Annotated in this window: 14 protein-coding genes; 3 read left to right on the plus strand and 11 right to left on the minus strand. The window is 63.7% G+C overall.

Going from position 1 to position 16,119, the window contains the following annotated elements:
• Positions 1 to 42: 42 nt before the first annotated feature.
• The 11 genes from LB558_RS14390 to LB558_RS14440 all read right to left on the minus strand — a co-directional run bounded on the left by LB558_RS14390 (position 43) and on the right by LB558_RS14440 (position 13,045).
• On the minus strand, positions 43 to 1,380 hold the full coding sequence (locus tag LB558_RS14390) for an ABC transporter substrate-binding protein (RefSeq protein ID WP_224698153.1): 1,338 nt from the start codon (positions 1,378 to 1,380) through the stop codon (positions 43 to 45).
• Positions 1,381 to 1,464: 84 nt separating this feature from the next.
• Positions 1,465 to 2,505: a branched-chain amino acid ABC transporter permease gene (locus LB558_RS14395; RefSeq protein WP_224698154.1), complete on the minus strand. Its 1,041-nt coding sequence runs from the start codon at positions 2,503 to 2,505 to the stop codon at positions 1,465 to 1,467.
• Positions 2,506 to 2,508: 3 nt separating this feature from the next.
• A complete protein-coding gene (locus tag LB558_RS14400) occupies positions 2,509 to 3,408 on the minus strand; it encodes a branched-chain amino acid ABC transporter permease (RefSeq protein ID WP_032898718.1) in 900 nt (299 codons plus the stop codon).
• Positions 3,405 to 4,355, minus strand: coding sequence for an ABC transporter ATP-binding protein (locus LB558_RS14405; RefSeq protein ID WP_224698155.1), 951 nt, complete (start codon positions 4,353 to 4,355; stop codon positions 3,405 to 3,407). Before LB558_RS14405 ends, LB558_RS14400 begins: the two co-directional genes overlap by 4 nt.
• A gap of 114 nt (positions 4,356 to 4,469) precedes the next feature.
• Positions 4,470 to 5,567, minus strand: coding sequence for a dimethylsulfone monooxygenase SfnG (sfnG, locus tag LB558_RS14410; protein ID WP_224698156.1), 1,098 nt, complete (start codon positions 5,565 to 5,567; stop codon positions 4,470 to 4,472).
• Between the two features lie 163 nt (positions 5,568 to 5,730).
• The gene (locus LB558_RS14415) at positions 5,731 to 7,191 is read right to left on the minus strand and encodes an FAD/NAD(P)-binding protein (RefSeq protein WP_224698157.1); all 1,461 of its coding nucleotides are present in this window, start codon (positions 7,189 to 7,191) and stop codon (positions 5,731 to 5,733) included.
• Positions 7,188 to 8,360 (minus strand): FMNH2-dependent alkanesulfonate monooxygenase, encoded by a 1,173-nt coding sequence (gene ssuD / locus LB558_RS14420; protein WP_224698158.1) that lies wholly within the window; start codon positions 8,358 to 8,360, stop codon positions 7,188 to 7,190. The genes LB558_RS14415 and ssuD overlap by 4 nt, the downstream gene beginning before the upstream one ends.
• Positions 8,361 to 8,599: 239 nt before the next feature.
• Positions 8,600 to 9,538 carry a sugar ABC transporter substrate-binding protein gene (locus LB558_RS14425; protein ID WP_023811535.1) on the minus strand — a complete coding sequence of 313 codons (939 nt, stop codon included), beginning with the start codon at positions 9,536 to 9,538 and terminating at the stop codon, positions 8,600 to 8,602.
• 14 nt (positions 9,539 to 9,552) lie between these two features.
• A complete protein-coding gene (locus LB558_RS14430) occupies positions 9,553 to 10,551 on the minus strand; it encodes an ABC transporter permease (protein ID WP_224698159.1) in 999 nt (332 codons plus the stop codon).
• Complete coding sequence (locus tag LB558_RS14435; RefSeq protein ID WP_224698160.1) at positions 10,548 to 11,546, minus strand: ABC transporter permease; 999 nt, start codon at positions 11,544 to 11,546, stop codon at positions 10,548 to 10,550. Before LB558_RS14435 ends, LB558_RS14430 begins: the two co-directional genes overlap by 4 nt.
• Positions 11,543 to 13,045, minus strand: coding sequence for a sugar ABC transporter ATP-binding protein (locus LB558_RS14440; protein WP_224698161.1), 1,503 nt, complete (start codon positions 13,043 to 13,045; stop codon positions 11,543 to 11,545). The genes LB558_RS14435 and LB558_RS14440 overlap by 4 nt, the downstream gene beginning before the upstream one ends.
• A 325-nt stretch (positions 13,046 to 13,370) precedes the next feature.
• Between LB558_RS14440 and LB558_RS14445 the strand changes: the two genes are divergently transcribed.
• The 3 genes from LB558_RS14445 (at position 13,371) to LB558_RS14455 (ending at position 16,094) form a co-directional block, all read left to right on the plus strand.
• On the plus strand, positions 13,371 to 14,045 hold the full coding sequence (locus tag LB558_RS14445; protein WP_127322224.1) for a GntR family transcriptional regulator: 675 nt from the start codon (positions 13,371 to 13,373) through the stop codon (positions 14,043 to 14,045).
• Positions 14,046 to 14,070: 25 nt separating this feature from the next.
• Positions 14,071 to 14,400 carry an L-rhamnose mutarotase gene (locus LB558_RS14450; RefSeq protein WP_224698162.1) on the plus strand — a complete coding sequence of 110 codons (330 nt, stop codon included), beginning with the start codon at positions 14,071 to 14,073 and terminating at the stop codon, positions 14,398 to 14,400.
• 182 nt (positions 14,401 to 14,582) lie between these two features.
• Positions 14,583 to 16,094, plus strand: coding sequence for a UxaA family hydrolase (locus LB558_RS14455; RefSeq protein WP_224698163.1), 1,512 nt, complete (start codon positions 14,583 to 14,585; stop codon positions 16,092 to 16,094).
• Positions 16,095 to 16,119 lie beyond the last annotated feature (25 nt).

The following is a 16,119-nucleotide window of genomic DNA, read 5'->3' on the forward strand; positions in this document are numbered from 1 at the left end:
GGGCGCTGCGGAAAGTTGTCCGCAGCGCCCGGCGCTGACTGATCAGTTGGTGGTCACGGCGTTGGCATCGTCGGCGGTGCGCAGCTTGATGCCCTTTTCGGCGGCATAGGCCTCGGCGGACTTCTCGATGATCGGCCGCAGCAGCGCCCAGTCCGGCGCGATCCAGTCGGAGACGACGTTCCACTTCTTGCCGTCCCACTGCTGGAAGGTCACGTAGCCTTCGCCTTCGTGGTTATCCCAGCTGACATTGATCGAGTGGAACAGGTCCTTGGCGCCGAGCGCCTCGACCTTGGCCGGATCGAGCTTGAGATGCTCGAAGCCCCAGCGGACCTCGTCGCCGGTCAGCGTGCGGGGGCCGAACTTCTCCTGCGCGACGCGGATCGCCTCTACATTGAGGATGCCGTTGACGATGCCGAGATTGTGGTAGACCGAGCCGATGCGCGCCTTGTCTTCCAGATTGCCCTTGCCGGCGCCGTAGACCGTCTTCACGATCTCCTGAACCACCGGGTAGGAGTTGCCCGAAGCCTGCGTGGTTATGGCGGTGTAACCCTTGGCGGCGTCGCCGGCCGGGATGACGTCCTCTTCAGAATTCGACCAGACGTTGCCGACGATGTGATCGACGGGGTAGCCGACCTTGACCGCCGTCTTCAGCGCCACCGGGTTCATCACGCCCCAGCCGCGCAGGACGACGAAGTCCGGCTTGGCGCGGCGGATGGTCAGCCACTGCGACTGCTGCTCGTTGCCGGGATGCGGCACCTCGATCTGCTGCACGGTGAAGCCGTATTTCTGCGCCAGCAAATCATAGATCGGGATAGTCTCCTTGCCGTAGGGCGAGCCGTGATAGAGCACGACGATCTTCTTGCCCTTCAGCTTGTCGATGCCGCCTTCCGTGGAGGCGATGTAGTTCACGATGCCTGATGTCTCGCTGTAGGGATTGAGCAGCAGCGGGAAGACGTAGGGAAACACCCGCCCGTCGGTGGAGTCGGTGCGGCCGTGGTTGACGGTGATCAGCGGCACCTTGTCGGCGGTGATGCGATCGATCATGGCATAGGCGATGCCGACCGAAAGCGGGTTCCAGGCGGCGGCACCAGCATGGCTCTTCTGCCGCTCGTAGCATTCGACGCCACGCTCGACCTCGTACTGGGTCTCGCATTCGTCCCAGGTCAGTTTGACGCCATTGACGCCGCCGTCGCGGATGTTGATGAGGTTGAGATAGTCGATGAAACCGCCGAAGAAGCCGGTGCCGCCGGCCGCGTACGGTCCGACGCGATAGCTCTGCAGCGGGAAATATTGTTCGTCGGCGTGTGCGGCGGGCAAGGCCACCGACACGATCATCGCCGCGGACAGCGCCGCCGTCTTGATTGTGCTGAGGAAAGTCATGGTCGAGGTACTCCCGGTATGGGCCGTCTTGGGTTCGGCCTCTGGTTCATTTTCAAATGTCGGTTCGAAGTGGGTGCATCGGGCTCAGGTCGACTGCCAGGCGAACAGGAGCCGTCTTCGGATCCTGTCCCACAGCGCCACCAACCCGTCGGGTTCAAGGATCAGAAACAGGATGATGAGCGCGCCCAGCACGATGCGCTGGCTCATGTCGAGCACGCCCGAGTCGAAGAGATCGCCGAGCAGGAAGCCGCCGAGGCGCGATAAGCCAAGCGGAAAGACCACGATGAGGGCCGCGCCGAAAAACGCGCCGCGGATCGAAGCCAGGCCGCCGATGATGATGATGAACAGGATCTGGAACGAGCGGTCGAGATCGAAGCCATCCGGCTCGACGGTCCGCAGATAGGCAAAGGCCCAGATGACGCCGGCAACGCCGATGATGAAGGATGAGATGGCAAAGGCCAGGAGCTTGGTCTTCAGCACCGGGATGCCGATGATGCGGGCCGCGGTTTCATTGTCGCGGATGGCGATGAAATTGCGCCCGGTCTGCGACGAGACCAGCCGATAGGCAAGGAAGGTCAGCGCTGTGACGATGGTCAGTGCGAAGAGATAGCGGCCGATGGCGCCGTCCAGCGCAAAGCCTGAAATCGACAGTCTCGGCGCGTCGATGACGCCGGACGCCGAGTTGTTGGAGAACCAGCTGAACTTGGTCAGCGCCCATTGCACGAAGAACTGCGCGGCAAGCGTCGAGACCGCGAGATAAAAGCCCTTCAGACGCAGGCTCGGCAGGCCAAAGACGATGCCTATCCCGGCGGCGACGATGCCGGCCAGGAAGATGCTGCCGATCAGCGGCAGGCCCTCGATCCTCAGGTTGAAATTATAGGCGGCGAAGGCGCCAGCCGCCATGAAGGCAGCACTGCCTAGCGACACCTGGCCGGCATAGCCGGTGAGGATGTTCAAGCCCACGCCGGCGAGGCTGAGCGCCAGGAACGGCAGCAGGATGGCCTCGAACAGATAGCTCGAGCCGATCAGCGGGACGACGCCATAGGCGAAGGCGAGCAGCAGCACGGTCACGACCCATTTCGGCAGCACCGGCGCGGCGGCGAAATCGCTTGTTATCGCGGTCATCGTTCAGATCCTCTCGACGAGCTTCTGGCCGAACAGGCCGGAAGGGCGGATCAGCAGGAAGACGAGCGCGACGACATAGGCGAACCAGCTCTCGATGCCGCCACCGAAATAGTCGCCGATATAGACCTCGGCGAGCTTCTCGCTGGCGCCGATCAAGAGCCCGCCGACGATGGCGCCGAGGATGGAATCGAAGCCGCCGAGCACCAGCACCGGCAGTGCCTTCAGCACCACCAGCGACAGCGAGAACTGCACGCCGAGGCGCGCACCCCAGAGCAGTCCCGCCACCAGTGCGACAAGACCGGCAGCAGCCCAGACGGTGGCCCAGATCAGCGGCAGCCTGAGACCGACCGCGAGGGCCGCGAACTGGTCGTCGGCAACGGCGCGAAAGGAGAGACCGATGCGGGTGTAGCGGAAGAACAGCGACAGCAGGAGGACCATGCCGGCGGCAACCACCGCGGCAAAAATGTCGAACTGGCTGATCAGCACGCCGCCGATTTCCAGCGGCACGTCCTCGATGCCGAGGTCGAGGCCGTGGACCTGCGTGCCCCAGATCAGCTGCGCGGCGCCCTCGATGATGTAGGACAGGCCGAGCGTCGCCATGAACAGTGTGATCGGTGGCTTGTTGGTCAGCGGCCGCAGCACCGTGCGCTCGATGGCGACACCCATCGCCACCATGATGGCGAAGGTGACCGCCAGCGCCAGCGCGAACGGAATGCCGCGCTCGACAAGGCTGACGAAGGTGAGGGCCGCGAACAAGAGCATCGCGCCTTGCGCGAAATTGAGCACGCCCGAGGTCTTGTAGATCAGCACGAAGCCGATCGCGACCAGCGAATACATGACGCCGGAGAGCAGGCCGCCGACGAGCACTTCGATGAAGAACTGGTAGTCGAAATCGGCGATCATATGCCTGCCCCCTCTTCATTGCTGGAGGTGCCCTCATTGTCGGAGGCGACGCCGAGATAGGCATCAATGACGCGCTGGTCGTTCCTGACTTCATCGGGCGTGGCGTCGGCGATCTTGCGACCGTAATCGAGAACGGCGACGCGATCGGACAGGCCCATGACGACGCCGACATCGTGCTCGATCAGCACCACGGTGGTGGCGAAACGATCGCGCGCAGCACGGACGAAAGCCGCCATCTCGCTCTTTTCGCTTAATGTCATGCCGGCCATCGGCTCGTCGAGCAGAAGCAGGCGCGGCTCGGCGACCAGCGCGCGAGCCAGTTCGACCCGCTTCTGCAGCCCGTAAGGCAGCGTGCCGGCAAGACGGTCGCGGACAGCGGTGAGGTCAAGGAATTCGAGGATCTGTTCGGCACGGCTGAGAGAGACGCGCTGCTCGCCGCGCGAGCGGCCGATGCCGAGCACCTGGCCGGCGAAGTTGGAGCGGACCTTGTAAGCGAGACCGGAAGCGACATTGTCGAGGACGCTGAGGCCCTTGAACAGTGCGAGGTTCTGGAATGTCCTGGCGACGCCGAGATGCGCCAGCCGCTGCGTCGGCACCTGGGCATAGACGGCGCCGTCGAGCTGGACATGGCCGCGATCCGGCCGGTAGACGCCGCTGATGACGTTGATCAGCGAGCTTTTGCCGGCCCCGTTCGGACCGATGATGGCGCGGATCTCGCCGGGGCGAACCGACAGATCGATATCGGCCAGTGCGACGACACCGCCGAACGACAGGCCGATGCCCTGAAGCGACAGCAGCGGAGCGGCGGCGGCAACGGAGCCCGCCGGCTCGCCGCTGCCTTTGGGCTGCTGCTCCTGGCGCAAGGTTGACGGCAGGCCGCGCGCAAAAACCTCCGGCGCGTAGACCGAGGCGTCCATCACTCCTAGGGCATGGCTGGGCAACGGCATTCCAGTCGTCCTCGATTAGGCGCGCAAACCCTCGATGCCGCTCGATCGATCGAGCGCGCCGGGTACTTTCATTGGTGTGCCGGCCGGTGCTTGTCCGGCCAGCCTATGGGGTGACTATTCCGCCGCCAGCGAGGCTGCCGCCTCGGCATTTTCCAGTTCGCGGACGAGCGGGATGACGTGCTTGCCGAAATACTCGACTTCTTCCTGGAAATGCAGGAAGCCGAGCAGGATGAGATCAGCCCCGGCGCGCTTCAGGTCGGCGATGCGCTGGGCGACCTGCCTTGGCGTGCCGATCAGGTTCGAGCGGAAGCCGTCATTGTACTGGACCAGGTCGTCGAAGGAGGATTTCGCCCAATTGCCCTCGCCCTCCGGCGAGGCCTTGCCGGCATTCTTCACCTCGTGGCCAAAGGCGTTGACCGCCTCGGGATTGGCCTTGGCGATGATTTCGGCGAGCACCGCCCTGGCCTCGTCCTCGGTCTCGCGGACGACCGCGAAGGCGTTGACGCCGACCCTGACGGAATGGTTGTTGGCCTTCGCCTTGGCCCTGAGGTCGTCGACCTGCTTGGCGATTTCGGCCGGCGTGTTGCCGTTGGTGAAGTACCAGTCCGAAACCCGCGATGCCATGTCGCGTGCGGCCCGCGACGAACCGCCCTGGAAGATTTCGGGCAGCGGCGGCTTCGGCTTCAGCGAATACTCGTTGAAGCGGTAGAAATCGCCACGGAAGGTGAAGCTGTCTTCAGTCCATATTCCGCGCAGCGCACGGATGAATTCCTCCGAGCGGCGATAGCGCTCGTCATGATCGAGCCAATGCTCGCCGATGGCATGGAACTCACCACGGAACCAGCCGGAGACGAGGTTGATCGCGACACGGCCATTGGTGAGATAGCTGATGGTGGCGATCTGCTTGGCCGCCAGCGCCGGGTTCCATGGTCCGGGCAGGATCGCCGCGATGACCTTGAGCGTGGTGGTCGCCGCCAGCAGATCATGGCTGAACGCCACCGATTCATGCTGTTCGTCGGCGCCGTAGCCGGCGGTGAACCGGATTTGGCTGAGCGCGTAATCGAAGCCGGCCCTCTCGGCGATCTGCGCCAGCTTGCGATTGTACTCGGCCGAATGATTGGTGCGCTGCTCGATGTTGGAAATCACCAGGCCGCCCGAAACATTCGGCACCCAGTAGGCGAATTTGATCGGATCGGCTTCTGTGTGTGCCATGAACTGTCTCCCATTCAGGCCGTGTCGTTGATCGCTCCGGCCGCGCCGGCTCGCGATATTTATTATGTTTATAGAATATATATACAAAGAAGGATTTTCCGTTTTTAAGACCCTCTTGGGACGGAAATACCAATTTTCGCCGCCGACCCCCGGCCCGCAGGTGTCAGCTCGCGGGTGAGCGGTGCGCGGCATTGGCACCGATGGTCTGCGCTGACGGCAGCGTTGCCAGCAGCTTGGCAATTTCAACCGCGACCGCCTGGGCATGACGGGCGACTTCGGGCAGACCCATGAGCTCGCCGAAAGTCCCTCGCGCCAGCGGGCCGGCGACCAGGAGTGTCGCGACCGCCTCGCCGTCCCGGCCGATCGCGCGGCTGTCGAAACCTGTCTCGATGCCCAGTCCGTATTGGTCCGTCCTGATCAAGCCGGCTTCCGCCAGCGAGCTTAGCGCCGGGTTCAGCTGCAGTGCCTGCCCATGGGCCGGACCGGTGGTGTTGATGACGGCAGCGAAGCGTGCCGTCTCGATCCGGGTCTGCCCGCGCCGTTGAAAGCTGACAGCCAGGCTGCCGTTCTCGTCGTTCGACGCGACAAGCCTGGCGGCAATGGTGGCAAACGTGCCGGTCGCATGACGCCGGTCGAGCACGGCGGCGACCTGCGGCGCGATCCTGAAGCGATGCACGTCCCAGAACACGCGCAACTGGCGGACCAGCCTTGCCCGCTCCGGCGGGGCAAGTGCGGCCCACAGCACCGGCCCCTGCAGGCGCAGCTGATCGAAGACCGACTGCCAGTTGACATTGGCCGCCCTTGCCGCTGCCAGCATCGCGCGAATTGTCCTGAGCAGGCCGAGCGCCGTCGTGGCCGGCGCGGATGCAAAATCGCCAAAAGGCTCGCCCCTGACATCGGGGTGTCCGCGCGAGCGTAAGCCGTGGCGCGACAGCGTGAGGATGCGGCCACGATGGCCGCGACGGTCAAGTTCGGCGACCGTGTCGGCAGAGGTCAGCCCGGAGCCGACGATCAGCACCGAGGCGTCCGGCCCGATCCCTGAAAGCGCTGCGGATGCGTATGGGTCGGCGATAAAACCCGGCGCTTCCGTCAGCGAGGCCAGCGCGTTGGGAACTCCGGGCCGCGGATGCGTTGCTGCGAGGACGACGATATCGGCGGCGACCGGCCCACTGGACGTGTGCACCGTCCAACCCGCGCCATCCGTCTCGCGCGTCACGCGAATGGCGGGACCTTCGAGATGACGGACAAGGCCGGAACTGAGATACGGCGCCAGATGCTCGGCGACGTAGCGGCCGAACACGCGCCGGCGCGGAAAAGCGTCGCCGTTCTTCCAGATGGCATCCGGGTCGTGTTCGAGTTCTCCGCTGCCAGTCAACCAGCGTGCAAAATGTTGCGGGTCGTCGGGAGCCATGCTCATCCTGACCGCGGGGACATTGACCCGATGCGACGGTTCCTCGCTGGAATAGGCAAGGCCACCGCCAAGCAAGGGTCGCGGCTCAATCACGGAAATGGAAATGCGCTCCGGCCGATGCAGTTGCGCCAGGTGCCACGCCACCGCCGCACCGGAAAAGCCCCCGCCAATGATGGCGACGCGCAACCGCAAGGACGGAGGAAGCAAGTTCACGAGGCGCTGGCGAGTGACTTCGGCCGGTGGTCGCCGGCGATGGTCTCGCCGAACGGGCCGGTGTTGACGGACGAGCCGGCTGCCTTGACCGGATGGTCGGTCGGCAGTTTCGGCAGCACCAGCTCGCCGAAGCGATAGGCTTCTTCGAGATGCGGATAGCCGGAAAGGATGAAGGTATCGATGCCGAGGCGCCGGTATTCGTCGATGCGCTCGGCGATCGTGTCGGGGTCGCCCACAAGGGCGGTACCGGCACCGCCGCGCACCAGGCCGACACCGGCCCAGAGGTTGGGGGCGATCTCGAGCTTGGCGCGATTGCCGCCATGCAGTGCGCTCATCCGCGCCTGGCCGACCGAATCCATGCGGGCAAAGACCTTCTGCGCCGAGGCGATCGTCGCATCGTCGAGCCGGCTGATCAGCCTGTCGGCGGCGGCCCAGGCCTCCCCGGTGGTTTCGCGGGCGATGACATGCAGCCTAATGCCGAAGGAGAGCTTGCGGCCGGCCTTCTGCGCCAGTTCACGCATGCCGTCCAGCTTGCGCTCGACATCGGCTGGCGGCTCGCCCCAGGTCAGATATTTGTCGATCTCCTGCGCCGCCACCACGGAGCCGGCGTCGGACGAGCCGCCGAAATAGAGCGGCGGATAGGGCGTCTGCACCGGCGGAAACAGCAGCCTTCCATCCTCGACGCGGAAATGCTTGCCCTCGTGCTCGACCGTCTCGCCGCTCAGCACCCGCTTGTAGATCCGCAGGAACTCCTGCGTCACCTCATAGCGCTCGGCATGCGACAGGAAGATGCCGTCGCCCTTGTTCTCCAGCGGATCGCCGCCGGTGACCACGTTGATCAGCAGGCGGCCGTTGGAGATGCGATCCAGCGTCGCAGTCATTCGTGCGGCGAGCGTCGGCGACTGCAGGCCAGGCCGCACGGCGACGAGGAAGCGCAAGCGCTCGGTCAGCGGCACGAGCGCCGATGCGATCACCCAGGAATCCTCGCACGAGCGGCCGGTCGGCAACAGCACGCCATAGTAGCCGAGCGTGTCGGCCGCCTTTGCCACTTGCGTCAGATACGGCAGATCGACCGATCTGCCGCCCTCGGCCGTGCCGAGATAGCGGCTGTCGCCATGCGTCGGCAGAAACCAGAGCACCTTGATGCGGTCTGGCACGGCCCGGCTCATGGCCTTTCTCCCGCTGCCTGGCGAAGGCGGCCGGATTTGCCTCCGTTGGCGGGTGGCTGATGCGAAAAAGTGGGCATGGCGTGGTCCTGTCCGGGTGGAAACCAGATCGCCAGTGTAGATTGCTTATTCTACAAACTCTGTAGAGTTAGTTTATTCCAATTCTATTGCCGCTATTAGAATTTCTCTCTCTGGCATGGGAAGGGGGGCCGGCCCGAATACACCGGACCGGCCCCTTCGTATCAGAACGCTGGTTCGACCGCGTTGACGTTGTCCTTGGTGACGACGGTCAGCGGGATGGGCAGCCGGTCCTTGACCTCCTTGCCGTCGATGATCTCGGCCATCGTGTTGATCGCCAGGCGGCCATCCTCGACGGGAGACTGGACGATGGTCGAGTACATCTCATTGGTGCGGATCGATTCGAACGCATCCTTCTGGCCATTGATGCCGACGATCGGCGGTGCGGCCTTGGAGGGGTTCGCCTCCTTCCATGCGTCGATGAAGCCGCGGGCCATCGTGTCGTCATTGGCGTAGACACCGCTGATCTGGTCGCCGAAGCGTGTGATCAGATCGCGGCTCACCACCAGCGCCTTTTGCTGGTCGAAGTCGGCGTTGACCGTGTCGAGCACCTTGATGTCGGCATTGGTTTCCTTGAGACGGTCGGTGAACCCGCTGACGCGTCCGATCGTGGTGCCGTTGCCGGCCTGGCCGGCGATGATGACGACGGAGCCCTTGCCGCCCAGCGCCTTGCTCAGCGAGTCCGCCGCCAGCTTGCCTTCCTCGTAGACGTCAGGCCCGGTGAACGACTTGATGAACGGCTTGGCATCGTCGCTCATCGGCGAATTGATGAGGATCGCCGGAATGTTCGCCTGCTGCGCGCGCGCCAGCCCCGGTATGTAAGCCTGCGGGTCGAGCGGCCACAGGATGATGCCATCGACTTTGCGCGCAACGCAGGTGTTGAGCTGCTCGGTGCCTTTCTGGACGTCAAAATCCTGGCTGAGGCTCAGGATCTCGATGCCGAGTTCCGCGGCGCGCGCCTGAAGCGCCTTGTTGGCCGGCGTCGCGTAGGCATGTGAATCCGCTGCCGTCACGTAGCAGACCGTCTTGGCGCTGGCCCAGCCCGTCGATGCCAACACAGCCGCCATGGCGGCGACGTGAAGCATGCTTTTTTTGCCAATCATGTGTTTCCTCCCAATCATGTGGTTCCTCCTTGAGTGATTGGATTGTCGCGAACGAGCGCCGGGCGCGTGCCCGAAGCCCTCCCCTTGGTGGTAACGGCCCGATCGAGCACGACGAGCAGGATCAGGATAAGCCCGGACACGACCTGCTGGACGTATGCGGGAACGGATTGGAACTCCATCGCGATGGTCAGCGAGCCGATCGTCAGCACGCCGCCGAGCGTGCCCAGCGCGGATCCCTTGCCGCCTTCGAGACGAGTCCCGCCGACAACGACCGCGGCAATGACGGCGACCGTCAGTTCCGAGCCGAAGACAGGCGAGCCGGTGTTGGTGACGAGGCTCTGGAGAACCCCCGCCAGACCGGCAAGCGTGCCGGCAAAGACAAAGCCGAGAAAGACGATGCGGTCCGAGGCGATGCCGCTTTCCTTGGCTGCCGCCGGATTGGACCCCACCGCAAAGACGTTGCGGCCCGGTATGGTACGCGTCAGCCAAAAATGCAGCAGCACGATCAGAACGATGAACAGCGCGCTGCGGATGGTGAAGACATCGAGATAGATCTTGGCCATCGCCAGCGAGAGCATGATGTCGGCGCCGGTCACCGGCTGGCTGTTGGTGATCCAGTGCGCGAGCGAGCGGAAGATCAGCATCGTCGCAAGCGTCAGCACGAGGGAGTTCACCTTCAGGCCGACGACCAGCATGCCATTGATGGCGCCTGCCAGCGTGCCGACCAGGATGCCGACGATCGCGGCAGGCAGGATGCCGATCTCTCGCTGCAGGATGACCGATACGATGCCGGCCAGAGCAAACACCGCGCCACCGGAGAGGTCGATCTGGCCCGATATCAAAAGCACCGTCAGGCCGATGGCGATCAGGCCGATCGTTGCCGCCCGGTCGAGGCCGAGACCGAGGGTCGACGCCGAGAGGTAGCCGGGGACCACGAGCGCGGAAATGACGAGCGTCAGGCCGAGAATGATGACGACGCGATGCTGCGAGGCGAGCGAAAGAAACCGCATCATGCCACGCCTCGCTTGCGCAGTGCCGCATCCATGCCGACGGCGCCGACGATGAGGATGCCGAGCACGAAACCCTGGATCGGCGTGCGCACGCCATCGAGCACCATGACGTTGGTCAGCAGTTGCACGAAGATGAGGCCGGCGATGGCCCGCGGAACGGAGCCGAAGCCGCCGACGATCGACACGCCGCCGACCACCACCGCGGTGATGGCACTGAATTCGTAACCAGCGCCGATGAGCGGCCGCGCGCTTTGCAGTGTCAGTCCGAGCAGGCCGCCGCTGATGCCGGAAGCCAGCGCCGTGATCACGAAGGCTCCAGCCTTCACGGCCTGCACCGGAACCGCACTTGCCTCGGCGGCGCTGTAATTTCCGCCGGTAGCGAGCGTCCATCTGCCCCAGAAGGAGCGGGACAGGACCAAATGGCCGACAAGAGCAATTACCAGGAAGATCAGCACCACGACTGGAATGCCGAACAGCCGGCCCTTGGCGAATTCGGCGGAGGCGGGATTGCTGCCATAGACGATGACCCCGCCGACAGCCGCCTGGACGATGCCCAGTCCGATCGTGCCAACGCCGAGCGTGGCAATGATGGGATTGATGCCAACGTAGCCGACCAGGACCCCGTTGAGCAGGCCTATGAGGCCCGCGAGACCCACCGCCAGCAGGATCGCCGGCAGCGGCCCGATCATCGGCTGCAGCCCGAGCGACAGGATGGCGCCGCAGGCGATGGTGGCCGGCACCGACAGGTCGGCCAGGCCGCCGACCACGAGCACGAACGTCATGCCGACGACGACGATGCCAACGATGGACATCGAGGTCAGGACGTTGAGCAAATTGCCTGACGTGAAGAAGGCGGAGCTGACGAGGGAGCCGTAGAGCATCACGGCGAGGATGGCGAAGGCCAGCCCCGCCTTCGACAGGACATCGACAAGCCTGCTGCCACGCGTAAAGCGGTCGTTGCGGTTCACGCCACCGATCTCCATGGCCGCTCCGGTCAACCCATCTCCTCCCCGGTGGCCAGCGCCATGATGCGCTCCTCGCTTAATTCGCTGCGCAAGAGAGGCTCGGACGCATAGCCATCGCGCATCACCACCACCCGGTCGCAGACGCCGAGGATTTCGGGCAGCTCCGACGAGATCATCACGACCGCCATGCCGCCGGCGACGAGCTGGCCGATGATGTGGTGGATCTCGGCCTTGGCGCCGACGTCGACGCCCCGCGTCGGCTCGTCGAGGATCAAGGCCGAAGGTCTGGCGGCAAGCCATTTGGCAATGACCGCCTTCTGCTGGTTGCCGCCCGACAGAAGGCTGATGCGCCGTTCGCCGTCGGGCGGTGAAATCGAAAACTGCTTCACTGAATCCCCGGCAAGCGCGCGATCGGCGCTGCGGCTGATGCGCCCGAAACGGCTCAGGCGGCGCAGGATGGGCAGGCTGATGTTTTCCCGGATCGACATTCCAGGCACCACGCCATCGCCCTTGCGATCTTCCGGAACATAGGCAATGCCTGCCCTGACCGCCTGGGATGGCGAGTTGATCGAGACCTCGCGTCCGTTGACGCTGACCGTGCCCTCGACAAGCCGCGACAGGCCGAAGATTGCGCGGGCAACCTCGGTGCGGCCAGCGCCCACCAGCCCGGTCAAGCCCAGTATCTCGCCGGCGCGTACATCGAAGCTGACGTCGCGGAAGCGCTTTCCGTCGCTGATATGCTCCACGCGCAACACGGACTTGCCAATCGCGGCCGGACTTTTCGGGAAGACATTGCTGACCTCGCGACCGACCATCAGTCTGATCATATGGGCAGCATTTATGCCCTCGATCGGACGCGTCTCGATCATTGAGCCATCGCGCAGCACCGTCACCTCGTCGGCGATTTCGAGCACCTCCTTCAGCCGGTGGCTGATGTAGACGATGGCGATGCCGTCATCGCGCATCTTGCGCAGGATCCGGAACAGCGCCGCCGTCTCATGCTCGCTGAGGCTGGATGTCGGCTCGTCCAGCACGATGATCCTCGGCTGCGCCGCATAAGCCTTGGCGATCTCGACGAGCTGCTGCTGGCTGATAGAAAGGTTGCCGAGCCGTTCACGCGGGTTGATGGCCGCCCCCAACTCATCAAGTACGGCAGCCGCCTTCCGGACCATCTCGCCCTTGCGCAGAAAGGTCCACTTACCCGGCATGCGGCCGAGATAGACATTTTCGGCGACAGTCAGGTCGGGGACAAGATTGATTTCCTGATGCACCATGCGAATGCCGAGCGCCTGGGCGTCGGCAGGCCGGCGCATGCGCACCTCGGCACCGCCGACCTTGATCGTGCCGCTGGTGGGCGCGTAGGATCCGTTGAGGACCTTCATGAGCGTCGATTTGCCGGCGCCGTTCTCACCCACGACCGCATGAACGGTGCCGAATTTCACGGCAAAATTGACGTTGGACAGAGCCTTCACACCTGGAAAATTCTTGCTGATGCCTCGCATATCCAAGGCGCAATCGGCGGCGACGGTCATATCTGGCTAGGTTCCTCCTGGCAGCCGGCCAATGCGCTACATCGGCCTTCGATATGTTAGTATAATAGCGATGCAAACGCAGTTCAGGCTTCTTCGAACAAGCTCGAATGGCCTGTACTGTCGAAGACCCGGGCCTCGGTCCCGGATTGAATCTCCCATCGTCCATACTCACTATTGCACTAATATAACAGTTCTGGCAAGCTGGATTCCGGCGGTCGTTATGGACATCGTGGGTCACTGACCCCCGTCGCCTGCAGTGGATGCGCTCCAATTGACATTCTAGTATTATCAGGCCATTTCTGGTGAACGAAGACACGGATTTGCAATGGACCTGGACCCTTCGACGCTCAATCGGGCTCTTCCGCTCCGCGATCAGATCTACCACAAGATCCGCAACCTGATCGTCGTCGGGCAGCTGAAGCCGGGAGAGGTCATCAACGAGGTCGCCATCGCGGAGGCCCTGGGGGTCTCTCGCACCCCCGTTCGCGAAGCGGTCAAGCGCATCAGCGACGAGGGCCTGGTCAAGATCCTGGCACAGACCGGCACCTATGTTGCTCCGATCAGCCGGGCCGACCTGGAAGAAGCCTACGTCATCCGGCGGGCACTGGAGATGGAAAGCGCCCGACGCGCGGCCGCCAAGTTCACAGCGGCAGCCAGCGAGTTGCTGGAAGACAACATGGCGGCGCACCGGCTGGCCATATCCCGCGGCAGATATGCCACCGCGATACAGCTCGACGACGTCTTCCACCGCACCATAGCCGAGATCTGCGGCCTGCCGATGATCTGGAGAGCCGTCGACATCTCGAAGGCACAGATGGATCGGGGGCGCTATCTCGCTATCCCAAGACCGGGTTATGGCGAACAGACGATCGAGCAGCACGAGGCCATTTTCGACGCGCTGAAGCGCCACGACGCCGAGGGTGCGGCGCAAGCGATGGAACATCATCTCGAGACGTCGTTCCGCAACACGCTCGAAGTCGCCGCCGACCTTCTCGGCTGAAGCCTCGCGAACAACCGGACAGCACATGCAAAGAATGGGGCTTTGTATCGGCATCAAGGCCGAGGCGATCGCGGACTACAAGCGCGTCCACGCTGCGGTCTGGCCCGAAGTGCTCGACGTCATCAGCCGCGCCAACATCCGCAACTATTCGACCTTCCTGCGCGAACCGGAGAACCTTCTGTTCGCCTGCTGGGAGTATCACGGCAGCGACTTCGCCAGGGATGCGGCGCTGATGGGTGAATCCCCTGCCATGCGCAAATGGTGGGCGTTGTGCGATCCCATGCAGATGCCGCTGCCGACGCGCGCCGACGGGGAATGGTGGGCCGCCATGGAACAGGTCTTCCATCTCGACTGACCCGGAGCTGTTGTCCGGCAGTCGCTTTCTCTCCCGGATATGCCCCACACGAGGTGGACGACCCGCCTGTCCTTCACGACGACCTCATCCAGCCTCCGGCCTTGACCTCTGACATTCTATTATATTAGTATTCTTTACCTCTCGACTTCCTGTCGCGGAGAACTTTTTCAGAGTTTGGGGTCATGGCACGGTTCATCACACTTTCGGAGGCCGACAACATTCTTCTGGCGGTCGATCCGTTGAAGATCGGCGACAAGGCCGGGGACGTGGCGGCCAGGGCACGCATACCGCGCGGGCACAAGATGGCCTTGCGCGACATCGGCTCGGACGAGCCGATCGTGAAATACGGCCAGACCATCGGCTTTGCGCGGGAACCCATTGTCGCCGGCGACTGGGTTCACGAGCACAATGTGTATCTGCGAAATTTCGAACGCGACTACGTCTTCGGCACGAATACCAGGCAAACCGAGATCGTTGCCGAGGCCGACCGCGCTACTTTCATGGGTTACCGCCGGCCGAGCCGCAAGGTGGGCACGCGCAACTTCATTGCCGTCCTGACCTCGGTGAACTGCTCTGCCAGCGTCGCCCGGTTCATCGTCGACGAGGTCAACCGGTCTGGCATCCTGCGCGACTATCCCAATGTCGACGGCATCATCGCACTCGTCCACGGCACCGGCTGCGGCATCGACACCAAGGGTCCCGCTTACGACCTGTTGAAACGGACGCAATGGGGCTTTGCCACCAACCCCAATGTCGGCGGCGTGCTGATGGTCGGACTCGGCTGCGAGGCGTTCCAGATCCCGCGCTGGATGCAATCGTACAACATCGAGGAAAGCACGATTTTCCGCACGATGACCATCCAGGAAACCGGCGGCACGCGAAAGACGGTCGAGGCTGGCGTGAAGGCGATCGTCGACATGCTGCCTACGGTGAACGCCGCCGAAAGGACGCCGCAACCAGCCTCCGAACTGTTGCTTGCACTGCAATGCGGCGGATCGGACGGCTATTCCGGCATCAGCGCCAATCCGGCGCTTGGCGCGGCGGTGGACCTGCTTGTCGCGCAAGGCGGTACGGCGGTGCTCTCGGAGACGCCCGAGATCTATGGCGCCGAACACCTCCTCGCCTTGCGCGCCGAGAGCCGCACGGTGGGCGAAAAGCTGATCGAGCGCATCCGCTGGTGGGAAGATTATACCGCCAGGCACGATATGGAGATGAACAACAACCCTTCGCCCGGCAACAAGCTGGGTGGGCTGACGACCATCCTGGAGAAATCGCTCGGCGCCTCCGCCAAAGGCGGCACCACCAATCTGCGCGCGGTGCTGGAATATGCCGAGCCGATCACCGAGCGAGGCCTCGTTTTCATGGACACGCCCGGCTACGACCCGGTCTCGGCGACCGGACAGGTTGCCGGCGGCGCCAACATATTGTGCTTCACCACCGGTCGCGGTTCGGCCTTCGGCTGCAAGCCGACGCCCTCGATCAAGCTTGCCTCCAACAGCTTCATCTTCGAGCAGATGCGCGAGGACATGGACATCAATTGTGGAGACATCCTGGACGGCGTCTCGCTGGCCGAGAAGGGCGAGGAGATCTTCGCCGAGATCCTGCGCGTCGCTTCCGGCGGGCGCACCAGGTCGGAAGCGCTCGGCTATGGCGACAACGAGTTCGTGCCATGGGCCCTTGGCGCGACCATGTAGCGATATCGCCCGCCTACACAGGCTG

This window comes from Mesorhizobium sp. CO1-1-8, from assembly GCF_020164875.1.
GTDB lineage: Bacteria > Pseudomonadota > Alphaproteobacteria > Rhizobiales > Rhizobiaceae > Mesorhizobium.